Origin of the sequence: Citrobacter freundii complex sp. CFNIH2 (assembly GCF_002880615.1) — a bacterium.
Taxonomy (GTDB): Bacteria; Pseudomonadota; Gammaproteobacteria; order Enterobacterales; family Enterobacteriaceae; genus Citrobacter_A; species Citrobacter_A amalonaticus_F.
In genome coordinates this window covers 3,963,528-3,986,130 of sequence record NZ_CP025757.1, presented here as the reverse complement: position 1 = coordinate 3,986,130, position 22,603 = coordinate 3,963,528, and the positions used below count along the sequence as shown (strand labels likewise).

The following is a 22,603-nucleotide window of genomic DNA, read 5'->3' as shown; positions in this document are numbered from 1 at the left end:
AGTTACCATGTCTGAAACGTTGAATGTTGTTACGTTACTGGGAAGCCTGCGCAAAGGTTCGTTTAACGGTATGGTTGCCCGTACACTGCCGAAAATCGCTCCGGCGGGTATGGAAGTCAGTGCGTTACCGTCTATCGGTGATATCCCGCTTTATGATGCTGACGTACAGCAGGAAGAGGGGTTTCCGGCAAGCGTCGAAGCGCTGGCTGAGCAGATCCGCCAGGCCGATGGCGTAGTTATCGTTACGCCGGAATACAACTATTCGGTGCCGGGTGGTCTGAAGAACGCCATCGACTGGCTGTCACGCCTGCCCGATCAGCCGCTTTCCGGCAAACCGGTGCTCATCCAGACCAGCTCGATGGGCGCGATTGGCGGCGCACGATGCCAGTATCATCTGCGTCAGATCCTGGTCTTCCTGGATGCGATGGTCATGAACAAGCCGGAATTTATGGGCGGCGTGATTCAGAACAAAGTAGACCCGCAGACGGGTGAAGTGATTGACCAGAGTACGCTGGACCATCTGACCGGCCAGCTCACCGCGTTTGGCGACTACATCCAGCGCGTGAAGGCGTAAGCCAGAAACAAAAAACCCGGTAAGCATCACGCCACCGGGTTTTTTTATGTCCTGACGGACTTAGTGCGCGTCGATAAACACAATCTTCAGCACAAACAGCAGCGCCACAACGACCACGCACGGACTCAGGTCACGCAGACGACCGGTACCGATTTTCATCACGCAGTAAGAGATAAAGCCCAGCGCGATCCCTTCGGTAATCGAGAAGCTGAACGGCATCATCACGGCAGTGATAAACGCCGGTACGGATTCGGTGAGATCGTCCCACTTCACGCGCGCCAGACTGGAAGTCATTAACACGCCGACGTAAATCAGCGCGCCTGCAGCCGCATAACCTGGCACCATTCCCGCTAACGGCGACAGGAAGATCACCAGCAGGAACAGCAGACCAACCACCACGGCGGTCAGGCCGGTACGCCCCCCGACAGAAACGCCGGAAGAGGACTCGATATAAGCAGTGACGGAAGACGTACCGATAAATGCCCCGGTCACAGAGGAGACGCTGTCGACAAACAGCGCCTGCTTCATGCGCGGGAATTTCCCTTTTTCATCCGCCAGACCGGCTTTATCAGTTACGCCGATCAATGTGCCGGAGGAGTCAAACAGGTTAACCAGCATGAAGGAGAAAATCACCCCTGCCAGACCAATGTTAAACGACCCGGCCAGATCGACATGCCCAATCACCGACGAGACGCTCGGCGGCGCAGAGACAATGCCGTTATAGTGCACATCACCCAGCATCCAGCCCAACAGCGTCGTGACGATGATGGATACCAACACGGCGGCGTGAATATTACGTGACGCCAGAATAGCGATGATAAAGAAACCGAGCACGCCCAGCAGGACGCTATGAGAGGTCAGATTACCAATGCTGACCAGCGTTTCCGGATTCGCGACGATGACGCCCGCGTTTTTCAGACCCATCATGCCGATGAATAAACCGATACCGCTGGTGATCCCCACGCGCAGACTGACCGGGATATTGGCAATCATCCAGTAACGCACGCGGAAAATAGTCAGCAGCAGCAGACCGACGGCGCCCCAGAAAATCGCCCCCATACCGACCTGCCACGGCAGGCCCATCGCGCCAACCACAACGAAGGCAAAGAACGCATTCAGCCCCATCGCGGGCGCCAGCGCCACCGGCAGGTTAGCGAACAGCCCCATCAGAATGCTGCCGAACGCGGCAATCAGACAGGTGGTCACGAAGACGGCGCTGGTGTCCATGCCAGCAACGCCCAGAATTTGCGGGTTAACAAAAACGATGTAAACCATGGTCAGGAAGGTGGTAAAACCGGCGATCACTTCGGTTCGTGCCGTTGTGCCATGTTCGCGCAGTTTGAACACGCGTTCCAGCATCCCCTGACCAGACGTCTGGGTTGTGTGTTGTTGACTCATTATCAATTTCCAAACAAGGAGGGAAAATTCGTCGCTATCCTATACCAAAATGCGACAATAGGGGGTGATTGTGCGATGTTTTTTTCATTGATTTTGCTTATACGGCAACGATTGCGTTGCACAATCAAGCAGTACGTAAACGTTAAACTAGTGAAAAGGGAAAGGCATGTCCGGAATTGAAGCGGTATTTTTTGACTGTGACGGTACGCTGGTCGACAGTGAAGTGATCTGTTCCCGCGCGTACGTCGCAATGTTCCAGGAATTCGGTATCACCCTCGATCTCGAAGAAACTTTTAAACGCTTTAAGGGCGTAAAACTCTACGAAATCATTGATATCATTAATGAGGAGCATGGGGTGACGTTGGCCAAAGCCGACTTAGAACCTGTCTACCGCGCCGAGGTCGCACGCCTGTTCGACTCAGAACTGGAAGTGATCCCTGGCGCGAATACACTGCTGGACAGCATGACGGTGCCGATGTGCGTGGTCTCTAACGGTCCGGTCAGCAAAATGCAGCACTCACTGGGTAAACTGGGCATGCTGCATCATTTTCCGGACAAACTGTACAGCGGTTACGATATTCAACGCTGGAAACCCGATCCGGCGCTGATGTTCCACGCGGCAAACGCGATGAACGTCAACGCGCAGAACTGTATTCTGGTAGATGACTCTTCTGCTGGCGCACAGTCGGGGATTGATGCGGGAATGGAAGTGTTCTACTTCTGTGCCGATCCGCACAACAAACCTATCGAACATCCCAAAGTGACGACCTTTACCGATCTGGCGCAGTTGCCGGCGTTGTGGAAAGCACGCGGATGGAATATTACGCGGTAATTTTTTGTAGGCCCGGTAAGCTTGCGCCACCGGCCTACTTATTACGTTTTTATCACTCTTTTGGATCTTTGCCCGCCAGCAGCTTATCCAGCTCATCGCCGCCCACGTGACGGAAATCCTGACCCTTCACGAAGTAGAAGATGTATTCACAGATATTCTGGCAGCGGTCGCCGATACGCTCGATAGAGCGCGCGCAGAATAACGCGGTCAGCACGCTGGGAATCGTACGCGAATCTTCCATCATATAGGTCATCAGCTGACGCACGATCCCTTCGTATTCCTGGTCCACTTTCTTGTCTTCACGGTAGATACGCACCGCTTCGTCCAGATCCATCCGCGCAAACGCATCCAGCACGTCGTGCAGCATCTGTATGGTGTGACGACCCAGAGACTCCAGGCTCACCAACAGCGGCTGATGTTGCTGGGAGAACTTCTCCAGCGCGGTACGACAGATTTTATCCGCCACGTCGCCAATACGTTCCAGCTCGGCGATAGTTTTGATGATCGCCATCACCAGACGCAGATCGCTCGCCGTCGGCTGGCGCTTGGCGATGATGCGAACACAGGCTTCATCAATCGCCACTTCCATCATATTGACGTGCTTATCGCCATCAACAACGCGTTTCGCCAGCTCGCTGTCCTGATTGTGCATCGCGGTGATGGCATCAGAAAGCTGCTGCTCGACCATGCCACCCATCGTCATTACCTGAGTGCGGATGCTTTCCAGTTCGGCGTTGAACTGACCGGAAATGTGTTTATTAAGGTTTAAATTGTCCATCATTTCTCCAGATGCCCGGGCATATCAACCGTAGCGGCCAGTAATGTAATCTTCGGTTTGTTTCTTCGCGGGCTTGGTGAACAGGTCGTCCGTGTTGCTGAACTCAATCAACTCGCCCAGGTACATAAACGCCGTATGGTCGGAACAACGCGCAGCCTGCTGCATGTTGTGGGTCACAATCACCACGGTGTAATCCTGTTTCAGCTCGGTAATCAGCTCTTCGATACGACCGGTTGAGATCGGATCCAGTGCTGAGCACGGCTCATCCAGCAGCAAAACTTCCGGGCGAATGGCGATACCTCGCGCGATGCACAGACGCTGCTGCTGACCACCGGAGAGAGAGTACCCGCTCTGGTGCAATTTATCTTTGGTTTCATTCCACAGTGCGGCCTTGGTCAACGCCCACTGTACGCGCTCGTCCATATCTGCCCGGGACAGCTTCTCGAACAGACGCACGCCAAAGGCGATGTTGTCGTAGATAGACATCGGGAACGGCGTCGGCTTCTGGAACACCATCCCGACTTTGGCACGCAGCAGGGCGATATCCTGGGTATTGGTGAGAATATTGTCACCATCGAGCAGGATTTCACCTTCCGCACGCTGTTCCGGGTAGAGTTCAAACATCTTGTTGAACGTACGCAGCAGCGTCGATTTACCGCAGCCAGAAGGCCCGATGAATGCCGTTACCTGGTTCTTTGCAATATCCAGGTTGATGTTCTTCAGGGCATGGAATTTGCCGTAGTAGAAGTTCAAATCACGAACCTGAATCTTACCCGGAGCAGTATCAACCATACTCATTTCAATCTCTTCCTCATTCGGCGTCGCATCCGCCACGCCGTAAATTTTGCCTGATGGCGCGCAGCTTTCAGGCCTACAAAAGGTACAACCGTAGGCCGGATAAGGCGATTACGCCGCCATCCGGCAAGTCGTCTTAACCGTGTTTACTCTTGGCGAAAATAACGCGCGCCAGAATGTTCAGCAGCAATACGCACAGCGTGATAATCAGCACCCCGGCCCACGCCAGTTGCTGCCATTCCGCAAACGGGCTCATCGCAAATTTAAAGATGGTGACCGGCAGGTTGGCGATCGGCTGCATCATGTCGGTACTCCAGAACTGATTGGAGAGCGCGGTAAACAGCAGCGGAGCGGTTTCACCCGCGATACGCGCAATCGCCAGCAGGATACCGGTCATGATCCCGGAGACCGACGCTTTCAGCGTAATCGCGGAGATCATTTTCCACTTCGGCGTCCCCAGCGCATAAGCCGCTTCACGCAGACTGTCCGGCACCAGCTTCAACATGTTCTCGGTGGTTCGAATCACAATAGGCACCTGCAGCAGCGCCAGCGCAATCACGCCCGCCCAGCCGGAAAAATGCTCCATCTGCGCCACTACGATGGTGTACACGAACAGACCAACCACGATAGACGGGGCGGAAAGCAGAATGTCATTGATGAAGCGAATCACTTCCGCCAGCCAGGATTTGCGGCCATATTCCGCCAGATAAATCCCGGCCATGATGCCCAGCGGCGTACCAAACACGGTTGCCCAGAGGATCAACAGACCACTGCCTGCCAGGGCGTTCGCCAGACCGCCACCCGCCGTGTTCGGCGGCGGCGTCATTTCGGTGAACAGCGCCAGTGACATCCCGTCGATACCGCGGGTAATGGTGGACATCAGGATCCAGACGAGCCAGAACAGACCAAACGCCATCGTCGCCATAGAGAGCGTCAGCGCGATGCGGTTTTTCATCCGGCGCTTAGCCTGCATTTTGCGGCGTGATTCCGCCAGCTCTGCGCTGGTTTGCATTTCAAGCGTTGCCATTAGCGTGCCCCCTCGTTCTTCGCAAGGCGCAAAATCATAAACTTAGACGCTGCCAGCACGATGAAGGTAATTACAAACAGAATCAGACCCAGCTCCATCAACGCGGCAACGTGCAGGCCAGATTCCGCTTCCGCAAATTCATTCGCCAGCGCCGAGGTGATGCTGTTACCCGGCATATACAGCGATGCGCTGTCGAGCTGGTAGGTGTTGCCGATGATGAAGGTCACCGCCATCGTTTCACCCAGTGCACGTCCCAGACCCAGCATGATGCCGCCAATTACCCCATTTTTGGTGAAAGGCAACACGATGCGCCTGATCACTTCCCAGGTGGTGCAGCCGATACCGTAGGCAGACTCTTTCATCATCACCGGCGTCTGTTCAAATACATCACGCATTACGGCTGCAATGTAAGGAATGATCATGATGGCGAGGATCACGCCTGCCGCCAGAATACCGATACCAAACGCCGGGCCGGAGAACAGTGCGCCAACAAACGGAATGTTGGAAAGGACATTCCCGACCGGTTCCTGGAAATAAGTGGCAAACAGCGGGGCAAAGATAAACAGGCCCCACATGCCGTAGACGATACTCGGGATAGCCGCCAGCAGTTCAATCGCGATCCCCAGCGGGCGACGCAGCCAGCCAGGCGCGAGTTCGGTCAGAAACAGGGCAATGCCGAAGCTCACCGGAACGGCGATCAGCAGTGCGATAAAAGAGGTGACCAGCGTACCGTAGATCGGTACCAGCGCTCCGTAGATGTCGTTTGGCGCGTCCCAGTCTTTGGTCCACAGGAAGGAGAAACCAAATTTCTCAATGCTGGGCCAGGAGGAGATGATCAGAGAGACAATAATGCCACCCAACATCAATAGCACAATCAGCGCAGCCAGTTTTACCAGCGCGCTGAAGATTTTGTCACCCTTTTTACCCGGTGGGTTAAAAGCAGGCTTGGTTGCAGCCATAAATCACTCTTTAAGTTTGGGCCAGGAAGCGCGCATTTTATCGCGCTTCCTGGCTAACGTAATGCCATACCCTAAATAATTCGAGTTGCAGCAAGGCGGCAAGCTTGTGAATCCCCAGGAGCATAGATTCACTATGTGACTGGGGTGAACAAACGCAGCCAACACAACTGCGGCTCGAAGTATGACGGGTATTTAGTACAGCGCTTTACCGCTGCTGTCTTTCACATTGGTCTTCCATGCCGCACGGATCTGCTCAACCACGCTGTCTGGCAGACTGGCGTAATCCAGGTCATTAGCCTGTTTGCCGCCATTTTTGTATGCCCAGTCGAAGAATTTCAGCACTTCAGCCCCCTGCTCAGGTTTCTTCTGCTCTTTGTGAACCAGGATGAAGGTGGTGGAGGTAATCGGCCACGCATCATCACCTTTCTGGTTCGTCAGATCCTGGGCAAAGGATTTACTCCAGTCAGCGCCTTTCGCGGCGTTAGCGAAGTTCTCTTCAGTCGGACTAACCGGTTTACCGTCAGCAGAAATCAGCTTGGTGTAGGCCAGGTTGTTCTGCTTAGCGTAAGCATATTCAACGTAGCCGATGGAACCCGGCAGACGCTGTACGAATGCGGCGATACCGTCGTTACCTTTACCGCCCAGACCGGTTGGCCAGTTAACGGTAGAGCCAGCGCCCACTTTGGTTTTCCACTCTTCGTTCACTTTCGCCAGATAGCTGGTGAAGACGAAGGAGGTACCAGAACCATCAGCACGACGCACAACGGCGATGTTCTGAGAAGGCAGTTTCACGCCTGGGTTCAGTTTGGTGATGGCTTCATCATCCCACTTCTTGATTTTACCCAGGTAGATGTCACCCAGCGTTTTACCATCCAGCACCAGTTCGCCAGACTTCAGACCTGGGATGTTCACTGCCAGTACCACGCCGCCAATCACGGTCGGGAACTGGAACAAACCTTCCTGATTCAGTTTTTCGTCAGACAGCGGCGCATCAGAGGCACCGAAATCAACGGTATTCGCTGTAATTTGTTTAACACCACCGGAGGAGCCGATACCCTGGTAGTTAACTTTACTACCAGTCTCTTTCTGATAAGTATCAGCCCATTTGGCATACACCGGCGCAGGAAAAGTTGCACCTGCACCTGTCAGACTTGCTGCTGCTAATGCAGAGAAAGCGCTCATAGATAAGGTCGCGGCGACAACAGTTGCGACAGTGGTACGCATAACTTTCATAATGTCTCCTGCAAGATTTTCGTAAATCATTGTTAAGTGGCTACGATGAGCAAAATAGGACAAACAGGTGACAGTTAAATGTACGAAATATGACAGTTTTATGACAATGAAAATTTCCGTTAAATCAGAATCATTTTTTCCCTGTTTATCATTAAGTTAACTGAATATATGACAACAGCTTTTCAGGAAAATTTTCTTTTTGTGACACTGAAAAAAGTAGCTGAAGATGACGATTTGTCACATTAAAACGGCGAGAGAATTGATTAAAAACAGCGCAGGGGTGAAAAAAAAGCCCCGCTTTCGCAGGGCATGAGCGTTTTACTCGACGGTAACCGATTTTGCCAGGTTACGCGGCTGATCCACGTCGGTGCCTTTAATCAGCGCCACGTGATAAGCCAGCAGTTGCAGCGGCACGGTATAGAAGATCGGTGCAATCACCTCTTCCACATGCGGCATCTCAATGATGTGCATATTGTCGCTGCTGGCAAAACCAGCGTCCTGATCGGCGAAGACATACAGCTGACCGCCACGGGCGCGTACTTCTTCAATGTTGGACTTCAGTTTTTCCAACAGTTCGTTGTTTGGCGCAACAACGATAACCGGCATATCGGCATCAATCAGCGCCAGCGGACCGTGTTTCAGCTCACCTGCTGCATAGGCTTCAGCGTGGATGTAGGAGATCTCTTTCAGCTTCAACGCGCCTTCGAGAGCGATCGGATACTGATCGCCACGGCCCAGGAACAGGGCATGGTGTTTGTCAGAGAAATCTTCAGCCAACGCTTCAATGCGTTTGTCCTGAGAGAGCATTTGCTCGATACGGCTCGGCAACGCCTGCAGGCCATGAACGATGTCATGCTCAATGGATGCGTCCAGACCTTTCAGACGCGCCAGTTTCGCCACCAGCATCAACAGAACGGTTAACTGAGTGGTAAACGCTTTCGTCGACGCCACGCCGATTTCCGTGCCGGCATTGGTCATCATCGCCAGATCCGATTCACGCACCAGAGAAGACCCCGGAACGTTACAGATGGCGAGTGAGCCCAGATAGCCCAGCTCTTTCGACAAACGCAGACCTGCCAGCGTATCCGCCGTTTCGCCCGACTGAGACAGGGTGATCATCAGGCTGTTACGGCGTACTGCTGATTTGCGGTAGCGGAATTCAGAAGCAATTTCGACATCGCACGGAATACCGGCCAGAGATTCAAACCAGTAGCGAGAAACCATCCCGGAGTTGTAGGACGTGCCACACGCGATGATCTGGATATGCTCAACCTGCGACAACAGTTCGTTAGCTTTTGGTCCGAGTTCGCTTAAATCCACTTCGCCGTGGCTGATGCGCCCGGTCAGGGTGTTTTTAATCGCATTCGGCTGTTCGTAGATCTCTTTCTGCATGTAGTGGCGATAGATACCTTTATCACCCGCGTCATATTGCAGATTAGATTCGATATCCTGACGCTTCACGTCCGCGCCAGTTTTATCAAAAATCGCGACGGAACGGCGGGTGACTTCCGCAATATCGCCTTCTTCCAGGAAGATAAAGCGACGAGTCACCGGCAGCAGCGCCAACTGATCGGAGGCGATAAAGTTTTCGCCCATCCCCAGACCGATAACCAGCGGGCTACCTGAACGCGCAGCCAGCAGCGTATCCGGATGACGGGTATCCATGATTACCGTACCGTACGCGCCGCGCAGTTGCGGGATGGTGCGCAGCACGGCATCACGCAGCGTACCGCCCTGTTTCAGCTCCCAGTGCACTAAGTGAGCAATCACTTCGGTGTCGGTTTCTGAAACGAAGGTATAGCCACGCGCTTTCAGTTCTTCACGCAGCGGTTCATGGTTTTCGATGATGCCGTTATGCACCACCACAATGTGCTCAGAAACATGCGGATGCGCGTTTGCTTCCGAAGGTTCGCCATGCGTTGCCCAACGGGTGTGAGCAATACCGGTACCGCCATGCAGCGGATGTTCTTCCGCAGCCTGGGACAGCATCTGTACTTTACCCAAACGACGCAGACGGGTCATATGACCTTCTGCATCCACCACGGCCAGACCCGCAGAGTCGTAACCACGGTATTCCAGACGACGTAAACCTTCGAGAAGGATTTCAGCTACATCACGTTGCGCGATAGCGCCAACAATTCCACACATAGTTTTTTATTCCGAATCAAGGCATTATGCCTGTCGTTGTCTTTCGACCTGTATGCCCGTATTTTCGGGCGCCCCGAGCCTTGTAGAGAGTGGGGTTATTTTTATAAGTACTGCTGGGGGGAAATATATCTTTATTTCCTCACCCGGGTTTGCCTGATGAAGGCTGCGCCTTATCCGGCCAACAAAACATCACTGAACCCAGGCCGGATAAGCGAAAGCGCCATCCGGCAAAAATATTTACTTTTTCTTCACCGGGCGTTTCCAGCCCTGCTTGTTAACCTGCGGCACGCGGCTTATCACCAGTTCATTATCCGCAACGTTACGGGTGACGGTGGTGCCCGCCGCAATCGTCGCCCCATTACCCACTGTCACTGGCGCCACCAGCTGAGTATCGGATCCGACAAACACATCGTCGCCAATAATGGTTTTAAACTTGTTCGCGCCGTCGTAGTTGCAGGTAATAGTGCCAGCGCCAATGTTCACGTTGTCGCCAATTTCCGCATCACCCAGATAGGTCAGGTGACCGGCTTTTGAGCCTTTACCGAGACGCGCTTTCTTCATCTCAACGAAGTTACCGACGTGAGCACCTTCCATCAGCTCCGCACCAGGGCGCAGACGAGCGAAGGGTCCAATGGTGCAGGCCGCGTCCAGATGGGCATCTTCCACCACGCTGTACGGGCTGATTTCACAATCATCACCAATAACGCTGTTTTTAATGACGCAACCGGCGCCAATCTTCACGCGATGACCCAACGTGACGTGACCTTCGATGATAACGTTAGTATCAATTTCAACATCTTGCCCGTGAACGAGCGTACCGCGCAGGTCAAAACGCGCCGGATCGCGCAGCATCACGCCCGCCAGCAGCAGTTTTTCTGCCTGCTCGGACTGGTAAACGCGTTCCAGACGGGAAAGTTGCAGACGGTTGTTGACGCCTTCGACTTCACTCAGACGATCGGGATGAACGGCCGCGATTTCACGACCTTCCTGATAAGCCAGCGCAATGATATCGGTGATGTAGTATTCACCCTGCGCATTGTTATTGGTCAGTTTAGACAACCAGCGCTTCATGTCCGCGCCGTTTGCAATCAGGATCCCGGTATTGATTTCCTGGATCTGACGTTGTTCCTCGCTGGCATCTTTATGCTCCACGATGCCGGTCACTTTGCCGTTTTCACGCGTGATGCGACCATAGCCGCTCGGATCGTCCAGTTTAACCGTGAGCAGGCCAATTCCCCCCTGGGGTTTGGCATCGCGCAGGCGCTGTAAGGTCTCAATCGAGATCAGCGGGACATCGCCGTAGAGCATTAAAATGTCTTCATCATCGCCAAAGAATGGCGCCGCCTGCTGCATAGCGTGGCCGGTGCCCAACTGCTCCGCCTGCAACACCCAGTTCAGGTTGTCTTCTTTCAGGCTTTCTTTAAGCAGATCGCCACCGTGGCCGTAGACCAGATGAACCTGAGATGAACCTAATTCATTAGCAACATCAATGACATGCTGAACCATCGATTTCCCGGCAAGGGTATGCAGCACTTTTGGAAGATCGGAATACATACGTGTGCCTTTGCCTGCGGCAAGGATCACTACGCTCATCGCTTTATTCAACATACGCGCCCTGACTGTAATTTGAGAACGAATTTATACCGTTTCACTTTGAAAATACTACATTTTTTTCATCGTGAAATGGGCAGAGGATAAAACGCACAATCACGAGTTTTCCTCAACGAAGATAGAGACATTTTCGTCCATTGATGCGGCTTTTGTCTTCTGAAAAGTCACCTGACCTCGTGATTAACGCGCCAGACTAATGTTTTTGCTCTTTTTTTGATCCAAAAAGAAAGATGACGTAAAAAGCATAATAATGACAGGCAAAAAAAAACCAGCCTGAAATCAGACTGGTTTTCGTATTTTAACCCGGTGTTACATCGCTTTTTTGGTCAACTCGATAACGCGCAGTTTCGCGATCGCTTTGGCCAGTTCCGCAGATGCCTGAGCGTAATCCACGTCACCATGAGAGCTCTTAATGTGCTCTTCAGCCTTACGTTTCGCTTCCAGGGCTCTCGCTTCATCGAGATCCTGCCCGCGAATCGCGGTATCAGCCAGTACGGTCACGCTGCCAGGTTGCACTTCAAGAATGCCGCCAGACAGATAGATAAACTCTTCATGACCAAACTGTTTAACGATGCGGATCATACCAGGCTTAATGGCGGTGAGCAGTGGGGCGTGCCCTGGGAAAATACCCAGTTCACCTTCACTACCCGTTACCTGGATTTTCTCGACCAGACCAGAGAACATTTGTTGCTCTGCGCTGACGACGTCCAGGTGGTAAGTCATTGCCATATCACCCTCCGATTAAGGCGTTAAAGTTTTTTGGCTTTTTCTACGGCTTCGTCGATAGAACCAACCATGTAGAACGCCTGCTCTGGCAGGTGGTCATACTCGCCTTCCATGATGCCTTTAAAGCCACGGATGGTGTCTTTCAGGGAAACGTATTTACCCGGAGAACCGGTGAATACTTCCGCAACGAAGAACGGCTGGGACAGGAAGCGCTGGATCTTACGCGCACGTGCTACCACCAGTTTGTCTTCTTCAGACAGTTCATCCATACCCAGGATGGCGATGATGTCTTTCAGTTCCTGATAACGCTGCAGCAGGGACTGTACGCCACGCGCGGTGTCGTAGTGTTCCTGACCGACCACCAGTGGATCCAGCTGACGGCTGGTAGAATCCAGCGGGTCAACGGCCGGGTAGATACCCAGAGACGCGATCTGACGGCTCAGTACCACGGTTGCATCTAAGTGAGCAAAGGTGGTGGCTGGCGACGGGTCAGTCAAGTCATCCGCAGGTACGTATACCGCCTGAACGGAAGTGATAGAACCGGTTTTGGTAGAAGTGATACGTTCCTGCAGAACACCCATCTCTTCCGCCAGGGTCGGCTGGTAGCCTACCGCTGATGGCATACGCCCCAGCAGTGCGGAAACTTCCGTACCGGCCAGGGTGTAACGATAGATGTTATCGACGAACAGCAGTACGTCACGACCTTCGTCACGGAATTTCTCTGCCATGGTCAGACCAGTCAGTGCAACGCGCAGACGGTTTCCCGGCGGCTCGTTCATCTGGCCATAAACCAGGGATACTTTATCCAGAACGTTGGAGTCGGTCATTTCGTGGTAGAAGTCGTTACCCTCACGAGTACGTTCACCTACGCCCGCAAACACGGAGTAACCGGAGTGCTCGATCGCGATGTTACGGATCAGCTCCATCATGTTTACGGTTTTACCTACACCCGCACCACCGAACAGACCGACTTTACCGCCCTTCGCGAACGGACACATCAGGTCGATAACTTTGATACCGGTTTCCAGCAGTTCCTGAGAGCTGGACAGCTCTTCATAGGACGGTGCTGCGCGGTGGATAGCCCAACGCTCTTCTTCACCGATATCGCCTTTCATGTCGATCGGGTGACCCAGGACGTTCATGATACGACCCAGGGTTGCTTTACCTACCGGGACTTCGATCGGGTGCTCGAGGTCTTTGACTTCCAGACCACGACGCAGACCGTCGGAAGAACCCATTGCGATGGTACGTACGATACCGCCGCCGAGCTGCTGCTGAACTTCCAGCACCAGACTCTCTTTACCATTCATAACCTCAAGAGCATCGTACACGCGCGGTACGGCATCCTGAGGGAATTCGACGTCAACCACGGCGCCGATTACCTGGACAATTTTTCCAGTAGCCATCTTGAATCCTCTACGAATTAACCTGGTTATACCGCGGATGCACCACCGACGATTTCGGTGAGTTCCTGAGTAATGCTGGCCTGACGAGCTTTGTTGTATACCAACTGCAGCTCTTTAATCAGGCTGCCGCCATTGTCGGTCGCGGCTTTCATCGCCACCATACGTGCGGCCTGCTCGCTGGCCAGGTTTTCTACCACGCCCTGATAAACCTGAGATTCAACGTAACGACGCAGCAGGGTATCCAGCAGCGGTTTCGGATCGGGTTCATACAGGTAATCCCAGGCTTTTTGTTTTAACTCTTCATCTTCTGATGCCGGTAATGGCAGCAGTTGAGTCAGCGTCGGAACCTGAGACATGGTGTTGATAAATTTGTTGCTGACAACGTACAGTCTGTCCAGACGACCTTCATCGTAAGCCTGCAGCATCACTTTAACCGGACCGATCAGTTCGGACAGGGAAGGGTTATCCCCCATACCGGTTACCTGAGCAACCACATTACCGCCAACGGAATTAAAGAAAGACACGCCCTTAGAGCCGATCATTGCGATGTCGCACTGAACGCCTTTATCGGACCATGTTTTCATATCCGCCAGCAGCTTTTTGAACAGGTTAATGTTCAAGCCACCGCACAGACCACGGTCAGTCGACACCACCAGGTAGCCCACGCGTTTAACGTCGCGTTCTTCCAGGTACGGGTGCTTATATTCCAGATTACCATTCGCAAGGTGACCAATCACTTTGCGCATGGTCTCTGCATAAGGACGGCTGGCCGCCATGCGATCCTGCGATTTACGCATTTTGGAAGCGGCGACCATCTCCATCGCTTTAGTGATCTTCTGCGTGTTCTGGACGCTTGCGATCTTACTACGTATCTCTTTTGCGCCGGCCATGAGCTTCTCCTCAATGCCTTGCGGCCTGTCCTAAGACAAGCCGCCAGACGTTACCAGGACTGGGTTGCTTTGAAGGAATCGAGGATAGCTTTCAGCTTGCCTTCGATTTCGTCGTTATAGTTACCAGTCTGGTTGATTTCTTGCATCAGCGGAGCATGGTCACGGTCGACGTAAGCCAGCAGAGCGGCTTCGAAGCTACCGATTTTCGCCAGTTCCACATCTTCGAGGTAACCGCGTTCAGCCGCGAACAGAACCACACCCTGTTGTGCTACAGACATAGGGGCATACTGTTTCTGTTTCAGCAGCTCGGTCACTTTCTGACCGTGGCTCAGCTGTTTACGGGTTGCTTCGTCCAGATCGGATGCGAACTGAGAGAACGCAGCCAGTTCACGATACTGTGCCAGCGCGGTACGGATACCACCGGACAGTTTCTTGATGATCTTGGTCTGAGCAGCACCACCTACACGAGATACGGAGATACCCGGGTTAACCGCCGGACGAATACCGGAGTTGAACAGGTTAGTTTCCAGGAAGATCTGACCATCGGTAATAGAAATTACGTTGGTCGGAACGAACGCAGAAACGTCACCCGCCTGGGTTTCGATAATCGGCAGAGCGGTCAGGGAGCCGGTTTTACCTTTCACTTCACCCTTGGTGAAGTTCTCAACGTATTCCGCGTTAACGCGGGATGCGCGTTCCAGCAGACGGGAGTGGAGGTAGAACACGTCGCCCGGGAATGCTTCACGTCCTGGCGGACGACGGAGCAGCAGGGAAACCTGACGGTAAGCAACAGCCTGTTTAGACAGGTCATCATAAACGATCAGCGCATCTTCACCGCGGTCACGGAAGTATTCGCCCATTGCGCAACCGGCATACGGCGCCAGGTATTGCAGTGCAGCAGATTCAGACGCGGTCGCCACAACAACGATAGTGTTGGCCAGTGCGCCGTGTTCTTCCAGTTTACGAACCACGTTAGAAATGGTGGACGCTTTCTGGCCAATAGCCACGTACACACATTTGATGCCGGAATCACGCTGGTTGATGATGGCATCGATTGCCATCGCGGTTTTACCGGTCTGACGGTCACCGATGATCAATTCACGCTGACCACGACCAATTGGGATCATGGCATCAACGGATTTATAACCAGTCTGCACCGGCTGATCGACGGACTGACGTTCGATTACGCCCGGTGCGATAACTTCGATTGGCGAGAAGCCATCGTTATCAACCGGACCTTTACCGTCAATCGGGGAACCCAGTGTGTTAACCACACGGCCCAGCAGGCCACGGCCAACCGGAACTTCCAGAATACGACCCGTACACTTAACCTTCATACCTTCGGCGAGGTCAGCGTATGGACCCATCACCACAGCACCCACGGAGTCGCGCTCCAGGTTCAGTGCGATAGCGTAACGGTTACCCGGCAGGGAAATCATCTCACCCTGCATACAATCGGCCAGGCCGTGAATGCGGATAACACCGTCACTTACAGAAACAATAGTACCTTCGTTGTGAGCTTCACTCACAACATTGAACTGAGCAATGCGCTGCTTGATCAGTTCGCTGATTTCGGTGGAATTCAGTTGCATGCTCCAGTCCCCTTAAGACTGCAAGACGTCTGCAAGACGTTCAAGACGGCCGCGTACGCTGCCATCAATGACCATATCACCCGCACGGATGATTACGCCCGCCATTACAGACTTATCGATTTTGCAATTCAGCTTAACTTTGCGTGACAGACGTTTTTCCATCGCAGCGCTAATCTTCGCAAGCTGTTCTTCACTCAGTTCGTTCGCGGAAGTGACTTCTACCTCAGAGATAGACTCACTCGCGGCACGCAGGTGAATAAACTGCTCAAGAACATCCGGGAGCGCGTTCAGACGGTTATTCTCAGCCATAACCTTAATCAGGTTCTGACCGTTTTCGTCCAGTTGCTCACCGCAAACTGCGATAAACGACCCGGCGAGCGTTTCCGGCGCCAGTGCGCCAGAGAGAAGCTCTGCCATTTGTTCGTTCTTAGTCACCTCGGCGGCAAACGCCAGCATGTCCTGCCAGCGCTCTACACTTTGGTGTTCGACGGCAAAGTCAAAAGCTGCTTTGGCGTAGGGGCGAGCTACCGTAACAAATTCAGACATCAGCCCCTCCCTCCTTACAGTTCAGCGACAAGTTTGTCCACGATGTCGCTGTTAGCAGCTTCATCCACGGAACGTTCGATGATCTTCTCGGCGCCAGCAACAGCCAGGATAGCAACTTGCTTACGCAGCTCTTCACGGGCACGTTTACGCTCGGCATCAATTTCCGCCTGCGCCTGGGCCACGATTTTAGTACGTTCCTGTTCTGCTTCCGTTTTGGCTTCGTCCAGGATCTGAGCGCGACGTTTGTTCGCCTGCTCGATGATTACCTGAGCTTCCGCCTTCGCTTTTTTCAGCTGGTCGGTCGCGCTGGCCTTTGCAAGGTCAAGATCCTTGTGTGCGCGTTCAGCAGAAGCAAGACCGTCAGCAATTTCTTTTTGACGCTTCTCGATGGCTGCCATTAACGGCGGCCATACATACTTCATGCAGAACAGAACAAACAGGACAAACGCGATGGCCTGGCCGAGGATTGTTGCGTTAAGATTCACAGCACAATGCCTCTATCTAGTTAACGTTCTGATATTGCTCTTAATTCAAGCAACGCTTACTACGCGACAGCGAACATCACGTACAGACCCAGACCTACAGCGATCATCGGGATAGCATCCACCAGACCCATAACGATAAAGAACTGAGTACGCAGCAGAGGAATCAGATCAGGTTGACGCGCTGCGCCTTCCAGGAATTTACCCCCGAGGATGCCGATACCGATCGCAGCACCGATTGCCGCCAGACCCATCATCACAGCGGCAGCCATGTACAGCAGATCCATATTCAGGTTTTCCATGACAGTCTCCAGTTTGTTTCAGTTAAAACGTAGTAGTGTTGGTAAATTAATGCTCTTCAGACGCCATCGACAGATAGACGATCGTCAGAACCATGAAGATGAAGGCTTGCAGCGTAATAATCAGGATGTGGAAAATGGCCCACGGCACATTCAGGATCCACTGTGACCACCACGGCAACAGGCCAGCAATCAGAATGAAAATCAGCTCACCGGCATACATGTTGCCGAACAGTCGCAGACCGAGAGAAACCGGTTTAGACAGCAGACTTACCCCTTCAAGGATTAAGTTGACAGGGATGAACGCCCAGTGATTGAACGGCTGCAGCGTCAACTCTTTCGTGAAGCCACCGATGCCTTTCATTTTGATGCTGTAGAACAGAATGAGGATAAATACGCCGAGCGCCATGGACAGGGTAACGTTCACGTCAGCAGACGGAACCACACGCAGTGCAGGCAGACCGAAGATGTGCTCGCCGATGTACGGCAGCAAGTCGATTGGCAGTAAGTCCATCAGGTTCATCAGGAATACCCAAACGAAGATCGTCAGGGCCAGCGGTGCAATCAGCTTGCTTTTGCCATGGTACATGTCTTTCACGCTACCATGCACAAAGCCGATTATCAGCTCAATCGCGGTCTGAAACTTGCCTGGTACGCCGCTGGTCGCCTTCTTGGCCACGCTGCGGAACAAAGCCAGGAACAACAGACCCAGCACCACCGAGAAAAATATGGAGTCAATATTGAGCGTCCAGAAGGTGGCTGGGGGGTTATGCGGATCCACCAGCGAGAATGTACGCAGGTCCAACTGAAGGTTGTTCAGATGGTGTCCTATGTAATCCTGCGGCGTCATATTTTCTGAAGCCATGATGCCTTTTACCCTTTGTTGTTAATTACAGCCGGCGCCAGTATCTGAACCACCAGCACCAAAACCCACGTAACGATCAGCGGCAAAAATACCGCCTTGAAAACCGCCAGCGCCACCACCAGCAAAATCAGCATCGCTAACACCTTGAAGGCTTCGCCGAAGGCGAACGTCCAGGCCACTCGGCCTTTAGCAGGTGTATGCGCCTGGTGACGCCAGGCAAATATCATAAACAACACGTTAGGCAGAAAGACTGCCATACCTCCGCATATTGCGGAAGTGCCCCAGAAGAGGTCTTTGAGGCTGAACAGCAATCCACTTGCTACTACCGCCAGAAACTGAATGAACAGAAGCTTACGAGCAACGTTTCGACTCAAGAGCGACACAGACATCACGTTTTTAACTCCTGCTCCCTTCGAGGTATGCCGCGTGTCGTATAAAACGTTCTTTGAGGCTTAGAGTCAAGCATCAAAAAGCGGTCAAATTATACGGTGCGCCCTCGTGATTTCAAACAATAAGTAGCTAAAAGGTGAATAAATGTTTAAATATTTTTCCCTGGCCCACATTTATGACTTTTAGCCAAACTGTGAACGATCATGCAAAACTGCAAATAGCGCGTAAACACTGGTGTTAAAGCGTGCTTCAGATCACATATTGAGCATATTCGCGCCGACGGTATTTATTTACTTGGCAAATGATGCCTTTTCAACTTTCTGATATTTAAGCCTAAAATCAATCACTCTTTTAAAAACGACCGATTACATCTCAAAAACCAACCATTGACATTTTTAATAAAAATTCAACACACGAGAGTGATTCTATGCCTGGATTTTTAGCAGCCTGATATTTTCAGTGTTGACTAATTTTGTCTTTAGCCAAAAAAGCCACGTTGCTCTGTTGATAATAGACAGTAAACGTGGCGTTAAGTGTAACGACTTATATCGGCAAAAATGTCTCAGTGTTTTAACAATAAAAAGACCGATTTTTCTCTATTTTTTTTGATAAATATTAAATTTTGTTTGGCTTAATCACCACCAAATGGCGCTCACCTTCCAGATTTGGAACCTGCAGTTTAACCACAAATTCAACGCAAAACGCCGGGGGAAGCGACGCAATCTCGTCTTCCGGGAGCTGGCCTTTCAGCGCATAAAAACAGCCCTTCTCGCCCGGAAGGTGGTGACACCAGCTCATCATGTCATTGAGTGAAGCGAACGCCCGGCTGATCACGCCATCAAACGGCGGCTCTGCGGGAAATTCCTCTACACGACTTTGCACTGGCGTGATGTTATCCAGTTTCAGCTCATGCTGGACCTGACGCAGGAAACGCACGCGTTTACCCAGACTGTCGAGCAGAGTGAAATGCGCTTGCGGAAGCACAATGGACAACGGAATGCCCGGCAACCCTGGTCCGGTACCGACATCAATAAAACGCTCACCCTGTAAATGCGGCGCAACGATAATACTGTCGAGAATGTGACGAACCAGCATCTCGTTGGGATCCCGCACAGAGGTCAGGTTGTACGCTTTGTTCCATTTGTGCAGCATTTCAACATACGCAATCAACTGATTTTTCTGGTGATCGGTAAGCGAAATGCCGGCGTCTGCCAGCAGGCGTGAGAGTTTGTTGAGCACGGTGATTACCTGTTTTAACTAATTTGCCCGGTAAGCAATGCGCCACCGGGCAACGTTCAACACATTAAGCGCTGCGGCGCAGCATACCTTGTTTTTTTAGCCACACCAGCAGAATGGAGATAGCGGCAGGCGTGACGCCGGAGATACGCGACGCCTGACCGATCGAAACCGGCTTGTGATCGTTCAGCTTGGCAATCACTTCGTTCGACAGGCCGGATACCTGGCGGTAATCCAGCGTGGCAGGCAGCAGCGTGTTTTCATTGCGCAGCTGTTTTTCAATCTCATCCTGCTGACGCGCGATATAGCCTTCATACTTCACCTGGATTTCGACCTGCTCAGCAGCCTGCACGTCTTCCAGTGCGGGGGCAAACGGCGTCAGGGTCGTGAGCTGTGCATAGGTCATTTCCGGACGACGCAGCAGATCTTCGCCACTGGCTTCACGAGACAGCGGCGCAGTAAGGTGAGCGTTCACTTCGTTGGCCGATTCCGCCGCAGGCGTCACCCAGGTGGATTTCAGGCGCTGACGTTCGCGTTCGATGTTCTCCAGCTTCTCGTTGAAGCGAGCCCAACGCACGTCATCCACCAGACCCAGTTCACGCCCCATTTCGGTCAGACGCAGATCGGCGTTGTCTTCGCGCAGCATCAGACGGTATTCGGCACGCGAGGTGAACATGCGGTACGGTTCTTTGGTCCCCAGCGTGCACAGGTCATCAACCAGTACGCCGAGATATGCCTGAGAACGCGCCGGTGCCCACCCCTCTTTGTCTGCGGACAGACGCGCGGCGTTGAGCCCTGCAAGCAGGCCCTGCGCGGCAGCTTCTTCGTAGCCGGTTGTGCCGTTAATTTGTCCAGCGAAGAACAGGCCCTGGATAAATTTGCTTTCCAGCGTCGGTTTCAGGTCGCGCGGGTCGAAAAAGTCATACTCAATGGCATAGCCCGGACGAACGATTTTCGCGTTCTCCATCCCTTCCATGGAGCGGACAATCTGCATCTGCACGTCGAAAGGCAGGCTGGTGGAGATCCCATTCGGGTAAATTTCGTTTGAGGTTAGTCCTTCCGGCTCCAGGAAGATCTGGTGCTGGTTACGATCGGCAAAGCGCATCACTTTGTCTTCGATCGACGGGCAATAACGCGGCCCGATCCCTTCGATCACGCCGGCATACATTGGGCTACGATCGAGATTATTGCGGATCACGTCATGGGTTTTCTCGTTGGTGTGCGTGATATAGCACGGCACCTGTTGCGGATGCTGGGCAGCATTGCCCATGAACGAGAAGACCGGCATTGGGTTGTCGCCATGCTGCTGCGCCAGTACGCTGAAATTAATCGTGCGCGCATCGATACGCGGCGGGGTACCGGTTTTAAGACGGCTTACGCGCAGCGGCAGTTCGCGCAGACGGCGAGAGAGCGGAATGGACGGCGGATCGCCAGCACGGCCACCGCTGTAGTTATCCAGACCAATATGAATTTTGCCGTCAAGGAAGGTGCCAACGGTCAACACGACCGCTTTGGCGCGGAATTTCAGCCCCATCTGGGTCACGGCACCAACGACACGATCGTTTTCAACAATCAGATCTTCAACCGCCTGCTGGAAGATCATCAGGTTGGGTTGGTTCTCCAGCGCAGTACGCACCGCCTGACGATACAGTACACGATCCGCCTGAGCACGGGTGGCGCGAACCGCCGGTCCTTTGCTCGCGTTTAGTATCCTAAACTGGATACCTGCCTGGTCGATTGCTTGTGCCATCAGCCCGCCGAGCGCATCCACTTCTTTTACCAGGTGTCCCTTCCCAATACCGCCAATCGCCGGGTTGCAGCTCATCTGCCCCAGCGTGTCGATATTGTGTGTCAAAAGCAGGGTTTGTTGACCCATACGCGCTGCGGCCATCGCGGCCTCAGTGCCTGCATGACCCCCGCCAATGATGATGACGTCAAAAGGATCCGGATAAAACATGGTAATTGCCTCGCATAACGCGGTGTGAAAATGGATTGAAGCCCGGGCGGTGGATTCTACTCAACTTTGTCGGCTTGAGAAAGTCCCCGGGATCCTGGGTATTAAAAAGAAGATCTTTTTATTTAGAGATCTGTTCTATTGTGATCTCTTATTAGGATCGCCATTGGCTGTGGATAAGCCGGATCCAGGTATTAAGATCAATACGTTGGTAAGGATCATTAGCTGTGAATGATCGGTGATCCTGGTCCGTATAAGCTGGGATCAGAATGAAGGGTTATACACAACTCAAAAACTGAACAACGGTTATTCTTTGGATAACTACCGGTTGATCCAAGGTTCCTGACAGAGTTATCCACACTCGATCGCACGATCTTTACACTTATTTGAGTAAATTAATCCAGGATCCCAGCCAGGCTTCTGCCGGATCTTCCGGAATATCGTGTTCAAGGATGTTGATCTTCAGCGTTTCGCCGATCTGTCTGGCGCCGGAATGCTTCAGTTCGGCTTCGATCTTCTCGATAGCGCCACAGAAGGTGTCATATTCGCGACTGCCGATACCGATCGCGCCGAAACGAACCTGCGACAGATCCGTTTTTTGCGCTTGAAGATCTTCATATAAAGGAACAAGGTTATCCGGAATGTCTCCCGCACCGTGCGTGGAGCTGATGACCAGCCAGATCCCGGAGGTTGAAAGATCCTCTAACAGCGGGCCGTGCAGGGTTTCAGTAGAAAAACCGGCATCTTCCAGCTTTTCAGCCAGGTGTTCTGCAACATATTCAGCGCCGCCGAGGGTGCTGCCGCTAATAAGAGTTATGTCAGCCATACGAGCCCATCCTGTTAAAGAAGGGCTATTGTACGC

The 22,603-nt window shown here is 52.7% G+C and carries 22 protein-coding genes; 2 read left to right on the top strand and 20 right to left on the bottom strand.

The window, feature by feature from the left end:
• The first annotated feature begins 7 nt into the window (after window positions 1-7).
• On the top strand, window positions 8-574 hold the full coding sequence (gene yieF, locus WM46_RS19585) for a class I chromate reductase YieF (protein ID WP_061075816.1): 567 nt from the start codon (window positions 8-10) through the stop codon (window positions 572-574).
• 60 nt (window positions 575-634) lie between these two features.
• Here yieF and adeP read toward each other — a convergent pair whose 3' ends face one another.
• Window positions 635-1,972, bottom strand: coding sequence for an adenine permease AdeP (gene adeP / locus WM46_RS19580; RefSeq protein ID WP_061075815.1), 1,338 nt, complete (start codon window positions 1,970-1,972; stop codon window positions 635-637).
• Between the two features lie 166 nt (window positions 1,973-2,138).
• Between adeP and yieH the strand changes: the two genes are divergently transcribed.
• Complete coding sequence (yieH, locus tag WM46_RS19575) at window positions 2,139-2,804, top strand: 6-phosphogluconate phosphatase (RefSeq protein WP_102603080.1); 666 nt, start codon at window positions 2,139-2,141, stop codon at window positions 2,802-2,804.
• Between the two features lie 52 nt (window positions 2,805-2,856).
• Here yieH and phoU read toward each other — a convergent pair whose 3' ends face one another.
• From phoU to mioC, 19 genes are all read right to left on the bottom strand, one after another.
• Window positions 2,857-3,582: a phosphate signaling complex protein PhoU gene (gene phoU, locus WM46_RS19570; RefSeq protein ID WP_042998746.1), complete on the bottom strand. Its 726-nt coding sequence runs from the start codon at window positions 3,580-3,582 to the stop codon at window positions 2,857-2,859.
• Window positions 3,583-3,606: 24 nt separating this feature from the next.
• Window positions 3,607-4,380, bottom strand: a complete 774-nt coding sequence (pstB, locus tag WM46_RS19565) for a phosphate ABC transporter ATP-binding protein PstB (RefSeq protein ID WP_042998747.1) — start codon at window positions 4,378-4,380, stop codon at window positions 3,607-3,609.
• A 133-nt stretch (window positions 4,381-4,513) separates the two neighbouring features.
• Complete coding sequence (pstA, locus tag WM46_RS19560) at window positions 4,514-5,404, bottom strand: phosphate ABC transporter permease PstA (RefSeq protein WP_061075814.1); 891 nt, start codon at window positions 5,402-5,404, stop codon at window positions 4,514-4,516.
• Entirely contained in the window at window positions 5,404-6,363 is a 960-nt protein-coding gene (gene pstC / locus WM46_RS19555; RefSeq protein WP_102603079.1) for a phosphate ABC transporter permease PstC, read from the bottom strand. The genes pstA and pstC overlap by 1 nt, the downstream gene beginning before the upstream one ends.
• Window positions 6,364-6,555: 192 nt before the next feature.
• A complete protein-coding gene (pstS, locus tag WM46_RS19545) occupies window positions 6,556-7,596 on the bottom strand; it encodes a phosphate ABC transporter substrate-binding protein PstS (RefSeq protein WP_046492450.1) in 1,041 nt (346 codons plus the stop codon).
• 318 nt (window positions 7,597-7,914) lie between these two features.
• Window positions 7,915-9,744 (bottom strand): glutamine--fructose-6-phosphate transaminase (isomerizing), encoded by a 1,830-nt coding sequence (gene glmS / locus WM46_RS19540; RefSeq protein WP_044256178.1) that lies wholly within the window; start codon window positions 9,742-9,744, stop codon window positions 7,915-7,917.
• Window positions 9,745-9,981: 237 nt separating this feature from the next.
• Complete coding sequence (gene glmU / locus WM46_RS19535) at window positions 9,982-11,352, bottom strand: bifunctional UDP-N-acetylglucosamine diphosphorylase/glucosamine-1-phosphate N-acetyltransferase GlmU (RefSeq protein ID WP_102603077.1); 1,371 nt, start codon at window positions 11,350-11,352, stop codon at window positions 9,982-9,984.
• A gap of 312 nt (window positions 11,353-11,664) precedes the next feature.
• The gene (locus tag WM46_RS19530; protein ID WP_003023809.1) at window positions 11,665-12,084 is read right to left on the bottom strand and encodes a F0F1 ATP synthase subunit epsilon; all 420 of its coding nucleotides are present in this window, start codon (window positions 12,082-12,084) and stop codon (window positions 11,665-11,667) included.
• 20 nt (window positions 12,085-12,104) lie between these two features.
• Window positions 12,105-13,487, bottom strand: coding sequence for a F0F1 ATP synthase subunit beta (gene atpD / locus WM46_RS19525; RefSeq protein ID WP_003023806.1), 1,383 nt, complete (start codon window positions 13,485-13,487; stop codon window positions 12,105-12,107).
• A 26-nt stretch (window positions 13,488-13,513) separates the two neighbouring features.
• Entirely contained in the window at window positions 13,514-14,377 is an 864-nt protein-coding gene (gene atpG / locus WM46_RS19520; RefSeq protein WP_005121458.1) for a F0F1 ATP synthase subunit gamma, read from the bottom strand.
• Between the two features lie 50 nt (window positions 14,378-14,427).
• On the bottom strand, window positions 14,428-15,969 hold the full coding sequence (gene atpA, locus WM46_RS19515) for a F0F1 ATP synthase subunit alpha (protein ID WP_061075812.1): 1,542 nt from the start codon (window positions 15,967-15,969) through the stop codon (window positions 14,428-14,430).
• A gap of 12 nt (window positions 15,970-15,981) precedes the next feature.
• Window positions 15,982-16,515 (bottom strand): F0F1 ATP synthase subunit delta, encoded by a 534-nt coding sequence (gene atpH, locus WM46_RS19510; protein ID WP_042998754.1) that lies wholly within the window; start codon window positions 16,513-16,515, stop codon window positions 15,982-15,984.
• A gap of 14 nt (window positions 16,516-16,529) precedes the next feature.
• Window positions 16,530-17,000, bottom strand: coding sequence for a F0F1 ATP synthase subunit B (gene atpF, locus WM46_RS19505; RefSeq protein ID WP_003827022.1), 471 nt, complete (start codon window positions 16,998-17,000; stop codon window positions 16,530-16,532).
• 59 nt (window positions 17,001-17,059) lie between these two features.
• The gene (gene atpE, locus WM46_RS19500) at window positions 17,060-17,299 is read right to left on the bottom strand and encodes a F0F1 ATP synthase subunit C (protein WP_000429386.1); all 240 of its coding nucleotides are present in this window, start codon (window positions 17,297-17,299) and stop codon (window positions 17,060-17,062) included.
• A 46-nt stretch (window positions 17,300-17,345) separates the two neighbouring features.
• A complete protein-coding gene (gene atpB, locus WM46_RS19495) occupies window positions 17,346-18,161 on the bottom strand; it encodes a F0F1 ATP synthase subunit A (RefSeq protein WP_061075811.1) in 816 nt (271 codons plus the stop codon).
• 8 nt (window positions 18,162-18,169) lie between these two features.
• The gene (gene atpI / locus WM46_RS19490; protein ID WP_042323565.1) at window positions 18,170-18,550 is read right to left on the bottom strand and encodes a F0F1 ATP synthase subunit I; all 381 of its coding nucleotides are present in this window, start codon (window positions 18,548-18,550) and stop codon (window positions 18,170-18,172) included.
• 616 nt (window positions 18,551-19,166) lie between these two features.
• The gene (rsmG, locus tag WM46_RS19485; protein WP_102603076.1) at window positions 19,167-19,790 is read right to left on the bottom strand and encodes a 16S rRNA (guanine(527)-N(7))-methyltransferase RsmG; all 624 of its coding nucleotides are present in this window, start codon (window positions 19,788-19,790) and stop codon (window positions 19,167-19,169) included.
• A gap of 64 nt (window positions 19,791-19,854) precedes the next feature.
• Window positions 19,855-21,744 carry a tRNA uridine-5-carboxymethylaminomethyl(34) synthesis enzyme MnmG gene (gene mnmG / locus WM46_RS19480; RefSeq protein WP_102603075.1) on the bottom strand — a complete coding sequence of 630 codons (1,890 nt, stop codon included), beginning with the start codon at window positions 21,742-21,744 and terminating at the stop codon, window positions 19,855-19,857.
• A 379-nt stretch (window positions 21,745-22,123) separates the two neighbouring features.
• A complete protein-coding gene (gene mioC, locus WM46_RS19470; RefSeq protein WP_102603074.1) occupies window positions 22,124-22,567 on the bottom strand; it encodes an FMN-binding protein MioC in 444 nt (147 codons plus the stop codon).
• Window positions 22,568-22,603 lie beyond the last annotated feature (36 nt).